This is a genomic window from Niastella yeongjuensis (assembly GCF_900110245.1).
Taxonomy (GTDB): domain Bacteria; phylum Bacteroidota; class Bacteroidia; order Chitinophagales; family Chitinophagaceae; genus Niastella; species Niastella yeongjuensis.
This window is the reverse complement of sequence record NZ_FOCZ01000005.1, coordinates 36,575-56,646: the sequence shown is the minus strand read 5'-3', so window position 1 is coordinate 56,646 and position 20,072 is coordinate 36,575. Positions and strand designations below refer to the sequence as shown.

General features: G+C 46.3%; 13 protein-coding genes. 9 read left to right on the top strand and 4 right to left on the bottom strand.

What is annotated here, in order from left to right; translation table 11 throughout:
• Positions 1 to 18: 18 nt before the first annotated feature.
• The gene (locus BMX95_RS14380) at positions 19 to 1,230 is read right to left on the bottom strand and encodes a Gfo/Idh/MocA family protein (protein WP_081203145.1); all 1,212 of its coding nucleotides are present in this window, start codon (positions 1,228 to 1,230) and stop codon (positions 19 to 21) included.
• A 148-nt stretch (positions 1,231 to 1,378) separates the two neighbouring features.
• Between BMX95_RS14380 and BMX95_RS14375 the strand changes: the two genes are divergently transcribed.
• A complete protein-coding gene (locus BMX95_RS14375) occupies positions 1,379 to 2,386 on the top strand; it encodes a LacI family DNA-binding transcriptional regulator (protein WP_081203144.1) in 1,008 nt (335 codons plus the stop codon).
• Here BMX95_RS14375 and nagA read toward each other — a convergent pair whose 3' ends face one another.
• A complete protein-coding gene (gene nagA, locus BMX95_RS14370) occupies positions 2,387 to 3,589 on the bottom strand; it encodes an N-acetylglucosamine-6-phosphate deacetylase (RefSeq protein WP_081203143.1) in 1,203 nt (400 codons plus the stop codon).
• 17 nt (positions 3,590 to 3,606) lie between these two features.
• Positions 3,607 to 4,932: a sugar MFS transporter gene (locus BMX95_RS14365; RefSeq protein WP_081203142.1), complete on the bottom strand. Its 1,326-nt coding sequence runs from the start codon at positions 4,930 to 4,932 to the stop codon at positions 3,607 to 3,609.
• 182 nt (positions 4,933 to 5,114) lie between these two features.
• On the opposite strand from BMX95_RS14365, the gene BMX95_RS14360 reads away from it, so the two are divergent.
• The 3 genes from BMX95_RS14360 to BMX95_RS14350 are packed head-to-tail and all read left to right on the top strand — an operon-like array spanning position 5,115 to position 8,522.
• Positions 5,115 to 6,479, top strand: coding sequence for a Gfo/Idh/MocA family protein (locus BMX95_RS14360; RefSeq protein ID WP_090519435.1), 1,365 nt, complete (start codon positions 5,115 to 5,117; stop codon positions 6,477 to 6,479).
• 25 nt (positions 6,480 to 6,504) lie between these two features.
• Positions 6,505 to 7,266, top strand: coding sequence for a glucosamine-6-phosphate deaminase (locus BMX95_RS14355; RefSeq protein WP_081203141.1), 762 nt, complete (start codon positions 6,505 to 6,507; stop codon positions 7,264 to 7,266).
• Positions 7,263 to 8,522: an alpha-amylase family protein gene (locus BMX95_RS14350; protein ID WP_081203140.1), complete on the top strand. Its 1,260-nt coding sequence runs from the start codon at positions 7,263 to 7,265 to the stop codon at positions 8,520 to 8,522. Before BMX95_RS14355 ends, BMX95_RS14350 begins: the two co-directional genes overlap by 4 nt.
• A gap of 58 nt (positions 8,523 to 8,580) precedes the next feature.
• Here the strand turns inward: BMX95_RS14350 and BMX95_RS14345 are convergent, their stop codons facing one another.
• On the bottom strand, positions 8,581 to 9,342 hold the full coding sequence (locus BMX95_RS14345; protein ID WP_081203139.1) for a rhamnogalacturonan acetylesterase: 762 nt from the start codon (positions 9,340 to 9,342) through the stop codon (positions 8,581 to 8,583).
• 252 nt (positions 9,343 to 9,594) lie between these two features.
• Between BMX95_RS14345 and BMX95_RS14340 the strand changes: the two genes are divergently transcribed.
• From BMX95_RS14340 to BMX95_RS14320, 5 genes are all read left to right on the top strand, one after another.
• On the top strand, positions 9,595 to 12,861 hold the full coding sequence (locus BMX95_RS14340) for a SusC/RagA family TonB-linked outer membrane protein (protein WP_081203138.1): 3,267 nt from the start codon (positions 9,595 to 9,597) through the stop codon (positions 12,859 to 12,861).
• Positions 12,862 to 12,884: 23 nt separating this feature from the next.
• Positions 12,885 to 14,675, top strand: coding sequence for a RagB/SusD family nutrient uptake outer membrane protein (locus BMX95_RS14335; RefSeq protein ID WP_081203604.1), 1,791 nt, complete (start codon positions 12,885 to 12,887; stop codon positions 14,673 to 14,675).
• Between the two features lie 157 nt (positions 14,676 to 14,832).
• Positions 14,833 to 15,396, top strand: coding sequence for an RNA polymerase sigma-70 factor (locus BMX95_RS14330; RefSeq protein WP_081203137.1), 564 nt, complete (start codon positions 14,833 to 14,835; stop codon positions 15,394 to 15,396).
• A gap of 86 nt (positions 15,397 to 15,482) precedes the next feature.
• Positions 15,483 to 16,514 carry a FecR family protein gene (locus BMX95_RS14325; RefSeq protein WP_081203136.1) on the top strand — a complete coding sequence of 344 codons (1,032 nt, stop codon included), beginning with the start codon at positions 15,483 to 15,485 and terminating at the stop codon, positions 16,512 to 16,514.
• A gap of 20 nt (positions 16,515 to 16,534) precedes the next feature.
• The gene (locus BMX95_RS14320) at positions 16,535 to 20,065 is read left to right on the top strand and encodes a SusC/RagA family TonB-linked outer membrane protein (protein ID WP_207631692.1); all 3,531 of its coding nucleotides are present in this window, start codon (positions 16,535 to 16,537) and stop codon (positions 20,063 to 20,065) included.
• The last annotated feature ends 7 nt before the right edge of the window (positions 20,066 to 20,072 follow it).

The window sequence follows — 20,072 nt, the reverse complement described above, 5'->3', positions numbered from 1 at the left end:
ATTACGGCAATCGCATTTTTATTTCGAATAGGATGGTTTCCATTCCTCAAAACGTTCACCCGCCATTGCCTTGTTAGCCATATGTACTGCAATGGCTGCATTGCGGCCGGTTTCAACATTTGAAGCCGGCTTTTTACCGGTGCGGATACAATCTGCAAAACTGAGCAGCGCGTAGGAAGTAGGATCGCGTTGTTCACGATCGGGATAAAAGAAATCTATCGGCACTGCTTCCCCTTGCGTGCGGGCCTTAACGGTAGCTCCGGTAACTCCGTCAACCGTTCCCAGTTCACTTTTTTTCGGTTCTTCATAAATAAATGCTTTCTCCCGTTGTATTTCTATGGTAGCCCTGGTGCCCAATATGCGGATGCAATATCCATTGTAAGCATTGGTAAGGATGGAAGAAACGTTCGCCTTGATACCATTGGGATAAACAAAAACGGTTCGTACATTATCATAAGTGTCCCGGCCGTCTTTCCAAAAATCGATACCACCCATACCGGTAACTTTAAGTGGATGGCTGTCGAGCATCCAGTTTACGATATCGATCTGGTGCGCGCACAGTTCCGCCATCAACCCGCCTGAATACTGTTTGTACATCCGCCAGTTCACCTGCCGTTCAAGCGCAGGGTCCTTTACCGGCACGCGCCAGTCGGAATTACGGTGGTACTGGCATTCGAAATGCGTAATAGTGCCAGCCCATTTTTGGGTAAGCACCTCTTTTATCCGGTGATACAAGGCATAATACCGGTACTGATGCCCTACCTGTACCACCAAACGGCCGCTGTTCACTTTCTTTACCAATGCCAGCGCCTGTTCAATGTTATAGGTCATGGTTTTTTCAACGTACACATGTTTGCCCGCATCCAGGGCATCGATTGTCATCTGGTAGTGGAGATGAAGGGGCGTTGCGATGATCACCGCGTCAAGGTCCCTGTCTTCGAGTAATCTTTGATAAACAGAATAGGGCTTAGCCCCGTCCGCGGCGAGCGCAAGTCCTTTCTGCAGATTGTCTTCCATCACATCGCATACAGCAGTAATGGAAATGCCGGGAAGTTTTTTGATCAGGTGTGCAATACCAGCTCCCCGGTTGCCAGCGCCAATAAGACCCACCCGAAGCATATCCATCCCTCTTGTTTTTCCTATTACAGGAATACTGTTTAACAGTAGGGCGCCGGAAATAAAGGTGGTACCTGTTCTTACAAAACTGCGACGGGAAATAGGGTTGCTCATTTTCGATGTTTTTCTTTCACTTGTTGGATGTCCTTTTAGCAATTTAGATCATCGGGATGTGTAATGGCACAGCCGGTACGGATTTAATAGCGAGAACGTTACCGGAATGGAGGATTAGTTTAACTTTATCGTTAACTTGTTGTAACTTATGCAGAACCGTAGTGTTACCATTAAGGATATTGCCAAAATGCTGAATATTTCAGTAGCCACCGTGTCACGTGCGCTGCGCGATACATATGATGTGAATGCCGAAACAAGACAAAAAGTACTTGACATGGCACGGCAACTGAATTATAAACCCAATTTTAATGCAACAGGGCTGGCCAAAGGAAGCACGCATAACATTGGCATCGTATTGCCCTTTATAACCAATTATTATTTTAGCACCGTAATTACCGGCATCCAGGAAATTGCCTACGAAAATGGATTTAATATCACCCTGTACCTCACCAACGATTCTGAAGAGCGGGAATTATCCATTATTGAAAACCTCTCCGTGAGCAGCCTCGATGGGTTGCTGGTATCAACATCGTCTTTATCCAGTGTTCATTTTCAGGAATTGATCGACATGGGAATTCCTGTGGTCTTCTTCGACCGGGTTGCCAAAGAGGTCGTTACCTCAAAAGTAATGCAGGACGATTTCAATGGCGCCGTGGAAGCCACCGAACACCTGGTAAAGAACGGATACCGCAACATTGCGCATATAACAGGCCCGCGTGGATTGATCCTTACTGAAAAAAGGGTACAGGGATACCTGTCGGTACTGGAAAAGTACCAGTACCCGGTTCGGGAGGAATGGATTGTGTACTCCGGTTTTTCGCAGGAGAGTGGGGAAGGGGATGTAAACCATCTGCTGCAGTCGGCCGACATGCCCGATGCCATCTTTGCCAGCAACGATCGCAAAGCCGTGGGCGCCATGCAGGCCCTTAAGAAAAGAGGTATTGCCATTGGCAGTGAAATAGGGGTAATAGGTTTTACAAACGATCCCATCTCTACGATCATTTCACCCACACTCAGCACTATTGCCGAACCTGCATTTGACATAGGCAAAAAGAGCTGCGAATTGCTATTGAAGCATATCACCAAAAAGAATTTTATTCCTGAGGAGGTAATACTGCCGTGCAGACTTATTGAACGGGAATCTACCCGCCGCTGATCAGGCAATACCGGCAGGCCTGTTGTATACGGGGTTACCCATGATAATAGTGTTATGTATGGTAATGTCTTTATCGAAGATCACGATATCGGCATCTTTGCCGGGCGCCAGTAATCCTTTTTTGTTTGCTATGCCCATAATAGTGGCGGGTGTCAGGGACATCATTTTAACGGCATCTGCCAAAGGCACATCGGCAAGCGTGATCATATTGCGTACCAATTGATCTGCGGTGGCAATACTGCCGGCAAACGAGCTTCTGTCGGGAAGTTTAGCTACCCCATCCTCAATAATTACTTTTAACCCCGTTTCCGGATGGCCGAGTACACTTTCTGTGTGGTTGGTTCCGGCAGCCCGCATGGCATCAGTGATCAATGCAGTTTTATCAGCGCCTTTGATCTTATATACCAGCTTTAACAAAGGCGCAGGCAGGTGAATGCCATCGGCTATGATCTCCACATCCATCCCATCTAACAGGAAAGCAGCTTCAACAGCGCCGGCATACCGTATGGCGTTGCGGCGGGTAACACCCAACATGGAAGAATACAGGTGTGTAGCCAGTGTATATCCATTTTCATAGGCTTCCAGTACTTCTTCATAGATGGCATCAGTATGCGCCAGTGATACCAATATATTGTGCGCCCTGAGGTATTGACCAAAGGCGATAGCGCCCGGTAATTCCGGCGCAGCGCTCCATCGTTTTACGGCAGTGGAGCGTGACACCACATCCATGTATTCTTTTGGATCGGGATTGCGTATATACCGCGGATCCTGTGCACCTCGCTGGTTTATGGAAAAATAAGGGCCTTCCAGGTGCATACCAATAAAGCTGGCCCCTTTATGGTTGTTTTTATTTGCCTGTTCATATACCTCCAGCGTGTGCAACAGGTGCTGTTGCGTACCGGTAAGTGTAGTGGGGCTTAATGCAGTAGTACCGTACCGGGCATGGGTTTCAGCGATCGCCAGGAAGGCTTCTTCCGTTGCATCCATAAAATCGAACCCGCCACCGCCATGTACATGGATGTCTATAAAACCCGGAGCAACATATTTGCCAGCTGCATCTATTATGTCGGCATCGGTAATTTCTATATCATGCGCAGCAACAGCCGCAATACTGGTTCCCTGTATCAGCAGGCATCCGTTGGGGATGATGCGATGAGGCGTAATGATGTTTGCATGGCATATTTTTAAGGGCCGTTCATTCATGATAAAAACTGTTTAAATTAAGTAAGTGTCCATTTGCGCACCTGGTAACCTTTAAAAGCGTAAAATACAAGATATAAATAGCAGGGCAATAACACCCAATAAGCTGATCGCAACGAATACAGATCGGCAAAATAACCATACACCAGCGGCAGCACCGCATTACCGCACAATCCCATGATCATCACAGAGGCACCCAGTTTCGTAAACCTGCCCAACCCATCCAGTGCCAGCGGCCAGATGCCCGCCCAGATCAGTGAATTGGCCAGGCCAAGCAATACCACAAACCAGATGGAAATATCTGTTGTATGTCCCAGGAAGGTGGTCTCTCCTTTAAAAAAAACGATCAGTATCGTAAAAAGAATGCCCAATAAAGTACAAAACCGCAGTGCATTGAGCTGGGTGATATAGCGGGGGATGACAATAATGCCCAAAATATAACCGCAAATAGTAGCGAACAACGTATAGGATGGAAATGCCTTGGCTTCCAACAAATGAATGTGCATGGAATTGGCATAGCCAATGATGGTATCTATGGCAATGATCTGGGTGCCCACATGTAAAAAAATGGCAAAAGCGCCCAGTATCAGGTGCGGGAATTGAAATATACTGGTTTTGTCGGAATTAGCGATGGCCACTGCATCGTTTTCATGCTCGGTATCGATCTCAGGCAATGGTGAGAACCGTACCACCAGTCCCAGTCCCAATAAAATTATTCCTACTACCGTATACGGTAGTATCACTCTTCTGATCAGTTCGGTCAATGCGGCTTCCCTTTCGGCCTCTTGCATAAGCGGTAGTTGTTTGAACAGATGGCTGTCAGTTGACTTTAATACCACCGCGGCAAAAAGCAACGGCGCAATGATGCCGGCTCCTTTGTTACAAATACCCATCATGCTGATGCGCTGGGCAGCTCTTTCCGGAGCACCCAGGATGGTAATGTAAGGATTGGCCGCCGTTTGTAATATGGCAAGACCGATGCCTATAGAAAAAAGCCCCAGCAAAAACACTTCATACGCTCTTGTTAATGCTGCCGGAATGAAAATAAAGGCGCCAGCAGCCATGATCCAGAAGCCGGCCATCATTCCTTTTTTAAAGCCCATCTTTTTTAACAGAAAGGAAGATGGCACCGACATAATGAAGTAGGAGATGTAAAAGGCAAAAGCTACCAGGTACGATTGAAAATTAGACAACTCACAGGCGATCTTGAAATAAGGGATTAAAATAGAATTAACCCATGTAACAAAGCCGAATATAAAGAACAACACCCCAATGATAAGCAGCGAAACAAAGGTTTGGCTTTTGGTGAGGGCGGCAACGGCAGTTATTGTATTGTTTTTTGGCATGCGGAATCGTGATTTATGACCAGGTAGCTTGCAAAATATCGATAATTAAAATGACGATCCTTTTTCGGGGGCATTAAATGTATGATAACGTTATCGAAAACGCTCTCGCTGTTTTATTTGCCGGAAAAATGAAAATCGTACTGCATAGTCTATACATTTGATTTGTAATCAACACCCCCCATATGAGCAAGCCAATTGAAAGAAGACACTTCATCAAATCCGTTGCATTGACCTCTGCCGGTATGTTTTTAATGCCAGGTGTAAAGGCCGGTATGATAAAAGAAAAATTGCGGTTGGGTGTAATAGGCGTAGGACAGCGGGGTGAACTGCACCTGAACCTGTTGCTGTTACGCGACGATGTGGAAGTGCCCGCCATTTGCGATATAGATGAGGATATGGTGAACAAGGCACTGGCATTATGTAAAAAACTCAATAAACCAGCACCCCAGGTATACAGTAAAGGGGAATATGCTTACCGCGATCTGCTGGCAAGAAAAGACATCGACGCCGTATTCATTGCTACTCCCTGGGAATGGCATGCGCCCATGGCCATCGATGCCATGAATGCCGGAAAACACGTGGCTTGTGAAGTGATCATGGGTATTACCCTGCAGGACCATTGGGACGTAGTAAAAACCAGTGAAAAAACCGGCATGCAATACATGATGCTTGAAAATGTATGCTACCGCCGCGATATCATGGCCATCCTGAACATGGTGCGGCAGGGTGCATTTGGTGAACTGGTGCATTTGGAAGGAGGATATCAGCACGATCTGCGCGCTGCCAGATTCAACAATGGCAAACAACCGGATGGCGGCGGTCTGCTGTATGGTAAAGAAGCCTATTCAAGAGCACGTTGGCGAACAGAGCATTCTATTAAACGCAATGGCGACCTGTATCCCACGCACGGTATCGGCCCCATCTCTAAAATGGTAAATAACCAGTTTGGCAACCGGTTTGTAACACTTTCCTCCTTTGCCTCGAAATCAAGAGGCCTGCATGAATATGTTGTAGATAATGGCGGCAAAGACCTGCCTGTTGGGAAGATCAATTTCAACCTGGGTGATGTGGTTACCACCATTATTAAAACCAATAATGGCGAAAGCATTGTACTGTCGCATGATACCAGTTTGCCAAGACCCTATTCATGCGGTTTCCGGGTACAGGGCACCAAAGGCCTTTGGATGGACATCAATAACGGCATTTACATTGATGGCAAAAGTCCGAAACTACACGAATGGGAACAGGCAGATGAATACCTGAAACAATACGATCATGAACTGTATAAAAAGCATGGCACAGAAGCCGCTAAATCCGGACGTGGGCACGGCGGTATGGATTACTTTGTGCAGAATGCTTTCATTGAATCTATCAAAAGAGGCGTTCGGGTTCCGATAGATGTATATGAATCCGCTTCACTAAGTGCGGTTGTGCCCTTGTCTGAATTATCTATCGAGAAGGGGGGCTACCCGGTTGAGTTTCCCGACTTTTCAAACGGAAAGTGGATGACGGGTATAGATACCTTCGGTTACAACAGCGATTACTGATCACCAGTTTTTTAAAAATAATCAAATGAAAATTATACAATCAACTAACCCGCAGGAATTGGGCCAGGCTGCGGGAAGGGCCGCTGCTGCCCTTATCCGTAAGGCTATTGCCGAAAAAGATCAGGCCAATATTATTTTGGCTACCGGCACCAGCCAGTTTGAAACGCTGAAGCAACTTATTGCTGAAAAAGATATCGACTGGGGCAGGGTAGTCATGTTCCACCTCGATGAATACATCGGGCTGCCTGTAACTGCGCCCGCCAGCTTCAGAAAATACCTGAAAGAAAGATTTCTCGATCAGGTGACCCCGTTGAAAACAAGCTGGCTGATCAATGGCGAAGGCGATCCGCTGCAGGAATGTAAACGATTGAACGAAGCCATCAGTGCCTGTCCCATCGATGTTGCTCTGGTAGGTATTGGAGAAAACGGCCACCTGGCTTTTAATGATCCGCCGGCCAATTTTGTTACAGAAGAGCCGTATATCATTGTTGACCTGGAAGAAAAATGCCGCCACCAGCAATTTGCAGAAGGATGGTTCCCTTCGGTGAATGATGTTCCTGCGCAGGCGATCAGCATGTCGGTTAAACAGATCATGAAATCGAAGCATATTATTTGCTCTGTACCCGATAGCCGGAAGGCAGAAGCTGTAAAGAATAGCCTTGAAAATGAGGTAAGCAATATTTTTCCGGCAAGTATCCTGCAATTGCATTCCGACTGCTCATTCTATTTGGATGATGCGTCAGCCGCTTTGCTTACCGGCGACTTGCATAAACAGTATACCGTATGAGGCCGCATGTGCATATCAGTAGTTGCCTGATGCTTCTTGTGTCAGTTGCAGTAAACTATCCGGTGCCCCGACATTCCTGTCGGGGTGCCGCCGTTTATTACCAGGCGCCACTGCAGACAGATAGTATACCAGGCACGCTTTTGCCAGCTGTACCCCTTACTGGCATAGCCCTGGCGCAGGTATTTGAAAGCGGAATAACCGACAGACAGGTATATACCCAACATGCCGCCAAAGTGTATTTTGTTTGGGGCGCAAAATCGCCCACCCTGCCCACTGGCGTTGTGGCAAGCCGTTACTTTCCTGCTTTTCGAAATCCCGATAAAACACGAACAATCACCTGGTACCAGCAACAGCATCCCGATTGGATCATCTATAAAGAAGACCGGGTTACACCTGCCTATGGGTTTATTTACGATTATGGCGGTTTAACGCCGCTGGATATAACCAACCCCGAGGTGCGGGAATACTATTTTAATGAATTTATAATGCCTGCCGTGCAGCAGGGTTATCGCATGATTGCGCTGGATAACATAGACCTGAGTAATGGGCCCAAAGGTGTGGGACACTTTCTGAATGGACAATGGCAGCAATTATATACTGGCAAAAAAAATGACGAGGCTTATTATAACAACGCCATCGACTGGCTCCGGTATGTAAAAGTCCGCCTGCATGCAGCAGGCGTAACACTGGTAGGCAATATTACCTTTAAGTCTGCTTCATCTGAAGTAATACAAAAAGCTGTAGATGCCGTTGATATGTGGCTCGATGAAACCGGATTCACCCACCGTGGTATTAATGTTACCGGTGGCGACTGGCTGAAAAAGTTTCATTTTTTGAAAAGAGTGTTACCTTACAAGCTTTATGTGACCATCAACCAATTGAATGGTTCCCCCGAAACTGCTTCAAAAGAACAAACAACATGGGTGCTGGCCAATTACCTGCTTTGCCGTGGTCCGCAGAGCCTGCTGGCAATGGTCAGTTATCATCCAACCTCATCCTACAAAGGATTTTTTTACCGGGCTGAAATGGATCTCGATCCTGGCCAGCCGCTGGAGGAAGCCCGCTCTGCCGGTAATGGCGCCTGGATGCGCCTGTATGAAAAGGGACTGGTACTCGTGAATCCTTCTTCAACCGAAAAAGCGCAGGTAGCTTTACCAGCTGGCGCCTGGCAAACGCTCTCAGGAAGCACATTCGAAAAAGGAATTACCCTCGACCCCGCCTCAGGTATGATCTTAATAAAAAAACCGGGTCAATAAGACCCGTTTTTTTAATCCTCCTGGGAGGGGTAGGGGTGGGTTTAAAAATTTCCATTGCTTACTTTATATAGCGGGCCAGCGGCAGCTCCAATTCTTTAATGCCTTGTACAGCCAGTTCAGCCACTTTGGTGGCGCCTTCCATGTTTAAGTGTGTATTGTCTTTCTTTCCATCGGGCAGTTTGGTGAACAGTCCTGGTTGTATATATAGAAACAACTTTTTCGAATCCTCAGGCCCATAGCTTTGCACCAGGTCCCAGGTTTTTTTGTACAGATCCACCAGTGGAACATTCATCTCCTTTGCAACCGCGCGTACCGTATCGATATAATCGCCGAATGTATCTGTGAGCTTACCGTTTTTATCAAAGATCCTTCTTACGATAGAGGTAAACAATATGGGGTGGGCTCCTTTGGCCCTTGTTTCATTGACGTAATTCATCAGGTTCTGCCGATAGGTAGTGGCGGGGTCGGTATGGCGGGCAGAATCGGGTTTTTGATCATTGGCGCCAAACATGATAAAAACATAATCATCGGGCTGAACGCTGTCGATCACTTTCTTCCACCAGCCTTCATCACGAAAGCTTTTGGTGCTTCTGCCGCTTTGCGCTGCATTATGAATGGCAACGTCACCGGTAAAAAATTGAGGAGCCATCTGCATCCATCCACGAATGGGGTAATCAGGTCCGCCAAATTGTGATAAATACTTTTCACTGAAGTCGCACATCGTGGAATCACCAATGGAAAAGATGTTTACCTTCTTACGATGCTTTGTAAAGGAAAGGAGAGCAATACCAAACAGTAATAACAACAGCGATTTTTTCATGGCAACCTATTTTGTGGAGTAAAATTATTTTTCAAGTTTACATTTTTTTGTCTGGAACAGCTCAGGAAGCTGCCTTTTTTTGCCGTACTATCAATGAGAACGTTATCGAGAACGGTTACGTAGATAAATATGGGATATAAAATGTTTTTAAGAAACTATAATTGTAGAATTGTCATAACATTCACTCGCCTTATCGCCTGAAAACGCTTGTCCCTTCTTCTTTTTCCAAATCACAAAATTTAAACGATTGCTATGAGGTGCCGTAACATATTCCGTAATTGTTCCCTTGGATTTTACTTACTGATCGTAACAGCGATCGGGCCGTTGCAGATTGCTGCACAATCAACGGCGCTCACCATATCGGGAACGGTCACTACATCCGATTCCCGGCTGCCATTGGCCGGTGTCACGATCAACGTGAAGGGACAAAGAACAACAGTTATTACTGACAACGATGGCCATTATACCATACAGGCGCCAACAGCCACAAGCCGCCTGGTTTTTTCTTATGTGGGTTTTCTTTCAAGGGAGGAAGCCGTTAATGGCAGAACAACATTGAATGTGGTGCTGACGAGCAGCACAAAAAATATGGATGACATCGTGGTGATAGGATATAACGCCGTGCGAAGAAAAGACCTTACCGGGGCTGTATCTTCGATCAATGCAAAGCAACTGAAAGACATACCCGTGAACTCTGCAGCGGAGGCATTGACGGGCAGGTTGGCAGGGGTGCAGATCACCAGCTCCGAAGGCAGGCCGGGTTCAGACTTTACCATAAAAATACGCGGCGGCGGTTCTATTACACAGGATAACTCGCCCTTATATATTGTTGATGGCATACAGGTAGAAGATGCGCTGTCTGTGATATCACCCCAGGACATTGAAACGATCGATGTGTTGAAAGACGCTTCTGCCACCGCTGTTTATGGCGCAAGAGGCGCTAATGGCGTAGTCATCATAACTACCAAAGGCGGCCGGAATTCAAAAACAACCATCACCTATAACGGACTGGCCGGTGTTAGAAAACTGCCTCACGAACTGGATGTGATGGATCCCTACAACTTCGTTTTATACCAGTATGAAAGAAGCCGGGGCATTTCGGCAGACAGCGCCAGCTTTGCCGATATATATGGCAACGACCTGCAAAAGTATAAGGATATACCGGCGGAAGACTGGCAAAAGAACACGTTTGGCCACCAGGCATTTATGCAAACCCATAATGTAAGCATTAGCGGTGGAGACCGGTATAACCAGTTCAACCTCAGTCTTACCAGTAATGATGAAGACGGCATTATGATCAACTCTGCCCTGAACAGAAAACTGGTTAGTTTTAAATACGATCACACTGCCAATGATAAATTTAAAACAGGGTTGACCGTACGCTATATCAACCAGGTAGCGAAAGGCGCCGGTTCATCCGATGAAGGCGTCTCTACCTACAATTCATTACGGCACAGCGTAAAATACCGGCCGTTCAATATGGACGGCGAACCTGCCGACGATTATGATCCTGCCTATTACGATGCCAGCAACCAGGGTAATGGACTCGGTATCATCAATCCCGTGTTGTTGAACAATGCGCAATACAGGCGGGCTTATACAAAAGGCATCAATATCGGCGGATACGTGAATTATACATTCAATAAATATCTTTCGTTCAAAGCCACTGCCGGAATAGACAACAATAACCTGGAAAGAAATTCTTTTGACGATACACTTACTTCCATCTCGAGGTACCAGGGAGCGGGCCTTCCTATGGTGGGCGTAATCACTGCCAACCGTACGATCTTCAATAACAGCAACGTATTTACATTTTCAAATGCATTCCGCAAAGAGAAACATGTGATCAATGTGCTGCTGGGCAATGAATTTTATAATGTGAATGTTAAGAATAACAACAACCAGCTGCGCTATTATCCACTGGGCATAAGTGCTGAAAAAGCATTGGGACAGCTTAACCTGGGCGCCACCACGCCGCTGTATCCCCAAACCAGCAATGTGGAAAGTAAGCTGGTATCTTTCTTCACACAGTTGAACTATGCGTTCCGGGATAAATACATGTTTACATTCAGCGCCCGGGCCGACGGGTCATCCAAATTCGCTGCCGACAGGCGATGGGGGTATTTCCCATCGGGCGCCATAGCATGGAGAATATCGCAGGAGAAATTTATGGATGCACTGGTACCCCTGATATCGGACCTGAAACTGCGCGTGAGCTACGGCCAGGTAGGTAATAACCGTATTGGTGACTATTTATACCTTACTTCTTTTACCACCAGCGCACAATACGGCCTGAACGACCAGGTATCGCCGGGGTATGCCTCCCAGGATCTTGCCAACAAAAACCTGAAATGGGAAACCACCACTTCGAGGAATATTGGTATTGACATTGCGCTGTTTAAAAGCCGCCTGCAATTGACAGCAGACCTGTACCGCAATACCACCAACGATCTTTTGATCAATGTGCCTATTTCAACTGTTTCTGGCTATACCACCCAACTGCAAAATGTAGGCGCTACCTCCAACAAGGGGATAGAATTGCAACTGAATGCCGTGCTGGTCAGGAATAAAAATTTTAGCTGGACTTCAGGATTCAATATCTCATTTAACCGCAATAGGATTGAAAAGCTTTCAAACCGGCAATCGTATTACCTGCAGAACTCAGGGTTCGGTGTTAGCGGACAGCCGGCAGATTATATAGTTCAGGTAGGGCAGCCCGTAGGTGCCATGTATGGATATGTTTCCGATGGTTTTTATAAAGTAAGTGATTTTGATTACGACAAATCAACCGGGCAATACACTTTGAAAAGCGGTGTGGTGGATGATACAAAAACAGTAGGAATACCACAACCCGGGTGGATGAAATTGAAAGACGTTACCGGCGATAACATGGTTGATGACAACGATCGCACTATTATCGGAAATGCCAATCCCAGGTTTACGGGCGGATTTAACCAACAGCTTTCCTATAAGAACTTTGACCTGAGCGTGTTTGTGAATTTTGTATACGGTAACAAAATATTCAATGCCAATAAAGTTGAATTCACCAATGCCTATGGCCGAAACACCAATATGCTGGCCATGATGCAGAACCGGTGGAAAACGATAGATAACGACGGCAATGTGGTACAAAAACTGGTAACTGTAGGAGGGCAGCAGGTGGTAACAGGTATACCGCCCGAACAGCTGGAGGAATTGAATAAGAATGCTTCTATGTGGATCCCGTTAACAGGTACCGGTGCATTTTATCCCACTTCATGGGCCATGGAAGACGGTTCTTTTCTAAGGATCAACAACATTACCGTGGGGTATACGCTGCCGGCCAAAATAATGAGTCGGGCGAAAATTGCGCGGTTACGGATCTATGCAACAGTTAATAACCTGGCAGTCTTGACCTCTTATTCAGGATACGATCCCGAAGTAAATACCAGGCGCGCCACACCGGTAACACCCGGAGTAGACTATGCAGCATACCCACGCAGCCGGGCATTCATTGCAGGCCTTAACCTTTCATTATGATGATCACTAAAAATTGCCAGAAAATGAAAACAGCTAACAGATACTTCGCTTTTTATATAACACTTCCTTTTGTATTGGCAGGCCTCATCACTTCCTGTAAAAAGCAGCTTGACCTGGAACCACAATCTGCTTTTGACGAGCAATATGTATTCAGCAATGTTACCAACGCCACTGCTGCATTGGTGGGCGTGTACAATGAACTCGCCGGTGACTTTGGCTATGGCAGCAGGCTTAGTACGTTCTACCCGTACGATACAGACGAAATGCTGGGGATTTTGAACACCAGTACACCTGATAACAGTTCAAGGGACCTGTCGCGGTATAACCTGCAATCTACCAATGCGCAATTGGAGGGCCCGTTCAACCAATTGTATGCCGGTATTGAAAGAGCGAATATTTGTATCAAAAATATTCCCAACATGGACTTGTATAAAAACGGCACGGCATCGGAAGTGATGCAGCTGCAGCGACTGTATGGGGAAGCGCTCACCCTGCGCGCCCAGTTCTATTTTGAGCTGATAAGAAACTGGGGCGATGTGCCGGCACTGTTTGACCCGGCCATCGATCAACCGGATCTGTTCCTCGCAAAAGCCGACCGCGACAGCATATACAACCACGTGCTCGATGATCTTAAACTGGCTGCTACGTTGCTTCCCTGGCGAAATGAGGCCGGCGCCACCAACGACGAACGGATCACCAAAGGCGCTGCCAAAGCCCTGCGTGCGCGCATCGCTTTATTTGCCGGTGGTTATTCACTCAGACGTCCTTCGAACCAAATGCAACGGCGGGATGATTACCTTACGTATTACCAGGTAGCAAAGGATGAATGCAACGATATCATGCAGCGAAGAGATGCGCATACCCTGAATCCTTCTTTCAAAGCAGTATTCAAAGATGCCATCGATGCGCATAAGACAGACCCCTATGGTGAAGTGATATTTGAAGTAGCCATGGCTGGCGGCAATGGCGTTTCAGATAGTAAGATCGGGTACTACGACGGGCCACGCTTTTATGTTCCCGGCAACAGTACCCTGCTGGGCAATGGACAGATAAGGGTGGTGCCCACTTATTTTTATGCTTTCGATTCCCTTGATACCCGCAGGGATGTAACCAATGCCCCTTACTACAATGCTGCGGACGCTACCAAAACCGTTCAAACGATGATCAATATGACCAGTGGAAAGTTCAGGGCCGACTGGATCACCAATCCGGCGCCTTCTTCTGCCGTGCAGTACCTGGGTGTAAACTGGCCCCTGATCCGCTTTGCAGATGTGTTGCTTATGTTTGCCGAAGCAGATAATGAACTGAGCAACGGTCCAACACCGGCAGCTATAGCGGCATTTGAAGAAGTGAGGAAAAGAGGATTCGCCGGTAACGCAAACAAAATAGGTGTTACCCCTGCTCAAAAAGAGGCATTTTTCAATGCCATTGTAAACGAAAGATCATTCGAGCTGGGCGGAGAAGGAATTCGTAAATACGATCTTATTCGCTGGAACCTCATCAACCAAAAAATATTGGACACCCGGGCGGCGCTTACCAAAATGCTGAACAAAACAGCCCCTTATGACAAGCTGCCGCAATCCATGTTCTACAAATCCAAATGCCCTGATGTGATCTGGAGCAGTTCCCTGTATCAACCTGCAGCATCAGCTACGCCATCCGGATATACAAAAATAGCCTGGATAAGTTCCATCACGGCTGCTTATATTACCAATGTAGCGCAGTTGTTCAAACCCAATCACAGCGAGTTGTTGCCAATACCTCAGCCATCAATCGATGCCAATCCGAATATTACCCAGGATTATGGGTATTGATAGCATATGATCAATAGCTACAGAGAAATGAAAAAAGGGAAATCGGTAGATTTCCTTTTTTTGTGCCCTCGCCAAAATAACTTTTAAATAAATTTTAGGGGATGTTATCTCTTAATAATATATTAATAAATATCATCTTTCTTTGCGGCACTAATTTATGTATAGCAATATACCTCAGGAAATTTCGGGCGCAATAAGCCGGTGGGTGCAAGGTGATACAACTGCTTTTGAAGCAGTATATTACTATTACCGGCCAAGATTATTGCGGTATACCTATCGCTATCTTAAAGGCAAAACAGATGCTGAAGACCTTACAACGGAAGTACTGGTAAAACTCTGGAAAAGCCGGCAATTGATTACCAATACTGCTACGTTTGAAAACTATTTATTTACCATTGCCCGTAACTGCCTTATCAAAGCCTGGCAAAAGAGAATAGATATCCTGCTTGCATTGGAAGCCAGTGAAGAACCCGTCGATCCTACGGGCGCAAACGATCATGTTCTCTATAAAGAATTGGAGAAACATTACCAGGAAAGTCTGGTCAGGCTTCCGGAACAGCGCCGGCGTATTTTCCTGCTTCATCGTGAGCAAAACCTTAGTTACAGCCAGATAGCAGAACAATTGAATATCTCTCCCAAAACAGTTGAAAACCAGATCTCCGCTACGTTGAAACAGTTGCGCTCACAGCTGGCCCAATACCTGGCTTCCGTCATTTTATGATCGCTCATGTTAACAAATCATTACCCCATAGGGGTGTTTTTTAAAAAGGGGATATGCATTAGTAAGAGCTATAAACTTTTACTTGTATGCAACAGCAACCCGTTGACAAAACACTGCTCCGGTTATATTTAAATGGTCAGTGCACCCAGGAGCAATTGGCTATTATTCAACAGTACCTGTACGACCCTGCGTACCAGGAAAGCCTGCGTGAATTGATGCTGATGGACTGGCAGCAGGTTGCGGGGGAAACATTTATGCCAGAGGAACCGCCTGTTGATGATTACCAGCAATTCCTTGCACTTGTTGAACCGGCTGCTGCAATACCGGTGAAAGAAACTAAGGGGAAGCTTATGCCGTTACGCCGCTGGTGGCAGGTAGCCGCCGCTGTATTCATCGGGACCATTGGATGGATAGGTTGGCAATGGCAGCAAAATGAAAAACACCAGCAACTGGTTAAACGGGAACATGAATGGGTTCAGTTCCATAATGGAGCGGGGAAAAGAACAATGATCGTATTACCCGACAGTTCGCAGGTGTACCTCAATGCAGTCAGTAGTCTTCAATACAATAAAAATTTTGGAATAACCAACAGGAACCTGCTACTCGAAGGAGAAGCTTATTTTATTGTAAAGCACGGCTGGAAACAGCCATTCAGCGTTCGATCAGGCTCCATCTCCACAGTAGATATTGGTACGGCGTTTAATATCCGCTATCGCGGCACTGATCCTATTGTTAAAGTAGCTGTTGCTGAAGGTGCCGTGAATGTACTGGATCATAATCAACCGCAGGGCGGCTTACTCTCATTACTTACCAAACAGCACCAATTGGATTTTGATGCCCGTACCAGGCATGCGATCGTACATGCGCTGCCCGATACAGAGCCGGTTGCCGGTTGGCGGCAGGGCATCCTGGCATTTCATAAGCAATCTTTAAAGGAAGTTGCTGCAGAACTGGAAAGATATTACGACATCCACATCCGGTTTGCACAACCACGAACGGCGGATATCCTGATCACAACTACTATCCATAATGCAACGGCAGCGGAAGCGCTGAATGTTATTTCGATTACCACCGGAGTTGTTGTAGAAAAAACAGAAAAAGAAGTATTAATAAAATAATGCAAACAATTATTAAAAGTATGAAGAAAAAGCGAATGCGATATTCGTACATCTTTCAATTTATGAAAGCAACGCATGCCATTTGTCTGGGCTGGATACTTCTGTCCGGTGTGGTGGTATTTGCGCAGGATATAAATAAAAAAATATCCGTTCAATTTAATAACACCTCGTTGCAGGATGCCTGCACCAGTATTGAAAAACAAACGGCATTCAATTTTTCTTATTCCGAAACCACGCTGCAGGCTTACGGTAAAAACATCACGTTCGCTTTATCCAATGCGACTGTAAAAGCTGTCTTAAGCCGCATTTTCGACAAAACCCCTGTAACCTATACCATTAAGGGCAAGATGGTTTACCTGGTCCCTGACCCGGACTATAAAGCCATTTCGGTAGCTCCAGCAGGGCAGGCACCTCAATCTATTACCGTGGAAGGTAGAATTTTGAATGCAGATGACAGTTCCGTGGTTTCCAATGCCACACTCGTGAATGACCGGGAAAAGGTTATTGGTATCAGTGATGCAAAGGGGCATTTTTCCATTACCATTGCCTCGAATACGGTGCTGGGATTTTCTTCCATTGGATTTGAAAGATTGGAGCAACGGTTCAGCCAGAACCAGCAAGGTATTACTATCCGGCTCAAACCTTCAGCCAGTCAGCTAAGCGGGGTGGTGGTTACCTCCCTGGGTATTAAGCGGCAGGGGAGATCACTGGGCTATGCCGTCACGAAGATCGACAATGAACAGTTGACCGATGCGGTTTCCAACAACTGGCTCGATGCGTTGTCTGGGAAAGTGGCGGGGCTCAATATGATCAGGTCCAATTCAGGGCCTGCTGGTTCTATTAAAGTTATTCTTCGGGGCGAGAACAATTTAACCGGGGAAAACGAGGCGCTGATCGTGGTGGATGGTGTTGTTATAAGCAGTGGCAGCGGCCGGAGGACTGCTACCGGTGGTAATGCAGCTGGTCCTTCAGACGGGGTGCAGCCTACCGATTTCGGAAGCGGCCTCAATGATATTAACCCGGAAGATATAGAAAGCGTTACTGTTCTTAAAGGACCGGCCGCTTCTGCGCTGTATGGTCAGCGTGGTGCTAATGGAGCCATTATAATCACTACAAAATCTGGCAGTGCCAAACGAAAAACCATTGGCATCAGTTTAACCTCAAACGGCTCTATGGAAAGCGTTAATCGCTGGCCCGACCTCCAGTATGAATATGGACAGGGTTTAAATGGGGAGGCGTATTATTCGTATGGAAATAGTGTAGACGGCGTCAGCAATGGCAATACCAGTGTAGCCTGGGGTGCTCCTTTTAACGGGCAAAGTTTTTTTCAATACGATCCGGTTACACAAACCACCGGTTCGCAAAGGACACCATGGGTACCTTATAAAAACGCGCTCAAAGAATTTTTTGAAACCGGTAGAACACTCACCAATTCCCTCAGCGTCGATGGAAAGATAAAGGACCATACCGATTGGCGGGTTTCTGCCTCCTATGGCAAAAATGACTGGATACTTCCCAATACCGGTTATAACCGTACCAACGCTTCCTTATCACTGAATTCAAAGATCACTTCCAAACTGAATTTGTCGGTAAAAGCCAATTATACCAACAGAACAAGTGATAACCTGCCAGGGGTGGGATATGGTAATCAGTCTGTGATGTATTGGTATGTTTTCTGGGTACCGAATGCAGATATTAACTGGCTGAGGAATTACTGGGTAACCGGTAAAGAAAATGAGCAGCTGCAGGATATTTTTACTACCGCTCCTGAAAATCCATACGCTGTATCGTATGAATTTATCAATGGTTCAAAACGTAATGGCATAACCGGTAATGTTCAGTTATCCTACAATTTTACAAAGGAATTGAGTCTGATGGTGCGGGGAACCATAGACCGTACTGATGAGGACCGCTGGCAACACCGTCCCTGGTCGGCCTATAGTCTGCCTAAAGGTTCCTATCGTACCCAGGATATCGTATCCCAGGAAATCACGGGCGATTTCATGTTGAAATACGATAAGAAATTCAATGAAGATTTTCGATTGACCACGTCAATAGGTGGAAGTAACCTGAAAAACCATTATTACAAAGGAGAAAAAAGAGCGGATGGTTTGACAATACCTAATGTGTACAGCTTTGACAATGCCGCAAACGCCATCGTGAGTATTCCCGATACGAGCCGGTTTGAGATCAACAGCATGTATGGCCTGTTGTCGGCCAGTTATAAGAACTGGCTTTTTCTGGATGTTACCGGCAGACAGGATTGGAGCAGCGTGCTGGCTACGCCTTATCGAAAAGACAATGTAGGTTTCTTTTATCCTTCAGCCAGTGTAAGTTTCCTTGCTTCTGATTTATTTAAGCTTCCCAGGCCGGTCACCTTCTTAAAATTACGCTTGTCTGCTGCGCAGGTGGGCAGTGGCGGTACTACTCCATACCGGACAGCTTACCTATATAACCTGGCAGCGAACGGTACCTATGCAGATAGTTCACTGACCAACCCGGCCATGATCCCAAACCCCAATCTGAAACCATTAAAAACAACGAGCTATGAAGTTGGGGCTGAAGTGAAATTATTCGATAACCGGCTGGGTTTTGATATTGCCCTTTATTCAGGTAATACGAAGAACCAGATACTGGAGCGCATTGTAGACCGCTCATCCGGTTATACCCGCCAGTTGATCAACGCGGGACAAATAGACAATAAGGGTATCGAGCTTTCGGTCAATTTCACCCCAGTCAAATTGAAAAATTTCAGGTGGACAACTTACATGACCTATGCAGCTAACAGGAACAAAATTGTAAAACTCTCAGGCGATGATACGGCTGTGGTGCTGAGGACTGGCGCTGTAGGGGGTACTCAAATTGTAGCAAAAGTGGGTGGCAGCATGGGCGACATGTATGGCATCGGTTTTAAAAGGGCACCCGACGGCCAGGTAGTATATTCTTCAACCGGCATCCCCGAGCTTACCACTACTCCGGTTTATTTGGGCAATACCATGCCTAAGTTCAGGGCCAGCCTCGGAAATGAATTTACGTATAAACAGTTCCGTTTGAATGTGCTCTTCGACGCCCAATACGGCGCCGTTGCGCATTCCTATACTTATGCACGCCTGGCAGATTTTGGCAAACTGGAAGCAACGGTTCCCGGCAGGTACAGCGGCATCAAAGGGCATGGGGTCATTGAAAACAGTGACGGTACTTACCGGCCAAACGATGTGACAGTGATAGGCGGCGAATTGCTCAGGTCTTCTTTCTATCCCAATATGATGGGTACCCCCAATGGAGAAGGCGCAACTTATAAAACTGATTTTATTAAACTAAGGGAAGCGAGATTCGAGTATTCATTCCCGGCAAAGACATTGAAGAAAGTAAAATTGTCAAAACTTACTTTGGGTATTTATGGTCGTAACCTGTTCACCTGGTCTACCTGGCCCTTATTCGATCCCGAATTTGGTACACTGTCCGGTACTGATATTGTACAGGGGCTTGAAGTTGGGCAGTTCCCATCTACCCGGACGTATGGTTTTAACCTGACCATAGGTATTAATTAAATTGAAA

What these genes read in the sequence shown, in the direction of transcription:
- BMX95_RS14380 (WP_081203145.1), bottom strand. Translation starts at nt 1,230, where the DNA reads ATGAGCAACCCTATTTCCCGTCGCAGTTTTGTAAGAACAGGTACCACC.
- BMX95_RS14375 (WP_081203144.1), top strand. Translation starts at nt 1,379, where the DNA reads ATGCAGAACCGTAGTGTTACCATTAAGGATATTGCCAAAATGCTGAAT.
- nagA (WP_081203143.1), bottom strand. Translation starts at nt 3,589, where the DNA reads ATGAATGAACGGCCCTTAAAAATATGCCATGCAAACATCATTACGCCT.
- BMX95_RS14365 (WP_081203142.1), bottom strand. Translation starts at nt 4,932, where the DNA reads ATGCCAAAAAACAATACAATAACTGCCGTTGCCGCCCTCACCAAAAGC.
- BMX95_RS14360 (WP_090519435.1), top strand. Translation starts at nt 5,115, where the DNA reads ATGAGCAAGCCAATTGAAAGAAGACACTTCATCAAATCCGTTGCATTG.
- BMX95_RS14355 (WP_081203141.1), top strand. Translation starts at nt 6,505, where the DNA reads ATGAAAATTATACAATCAACTAACCCGCAGGAATTGGGCCAGGCTGCG.
- BMX95_RS14350 (WP_081203140.1), top strand. Translation starts at nt 7,263, where the DNA reads ATGAGGCCGCATGTGCATATCAGTAGTTGCCTGATGCTTCTTGTGTCA.
- BMX95_RS14345 (WP_081203139.1), bottom strand. Translation starts at nt 9,342, where the DNA reads ATGAAAAAATCGCTGTTGTTATTACTGTTTGGTATTGCTCTCCTTTCC.
- BMX95_RS14340 (WP_081203138.1), top strand. Translation starts at nt 9,595, where the DNA reads ATGAGGTGCCGTAACATATTCCGTAATTGTTCCCTTGGATTTTACTTA.
- BMX95_RS14335 (WP_081203604.1), top strand. Translation starts at nt 12,885, where the DNA reads ATGAAAACAGCTAACAGATACTTCGCTTTTTATATAACACTTCCTTTT.
- BMX95_RS14330 (WP_081203137.1), top strand. Translation starts at nt 14,833, where the DNA reads ATGTATAGCAATATACCTCAGGAAATTTCGGGCGCAATAAGCCGGTGG.
- BMX95_RS14325 (WP_081203136.1), top strand. Translation starts at nt 15,483, where the DNA reads ATGCAACAGCAACCCGTTGACAAAACACTGCTCCGGTTATATTTAAAT.
- BMX95_RS14320 (WP_207631692.1), top strand. Translation starts at nt 16,535, where the DNA reads ATGAAGAAAAAGCGAATGCGATATTCGTACATCTTTCAATTTATGAAA.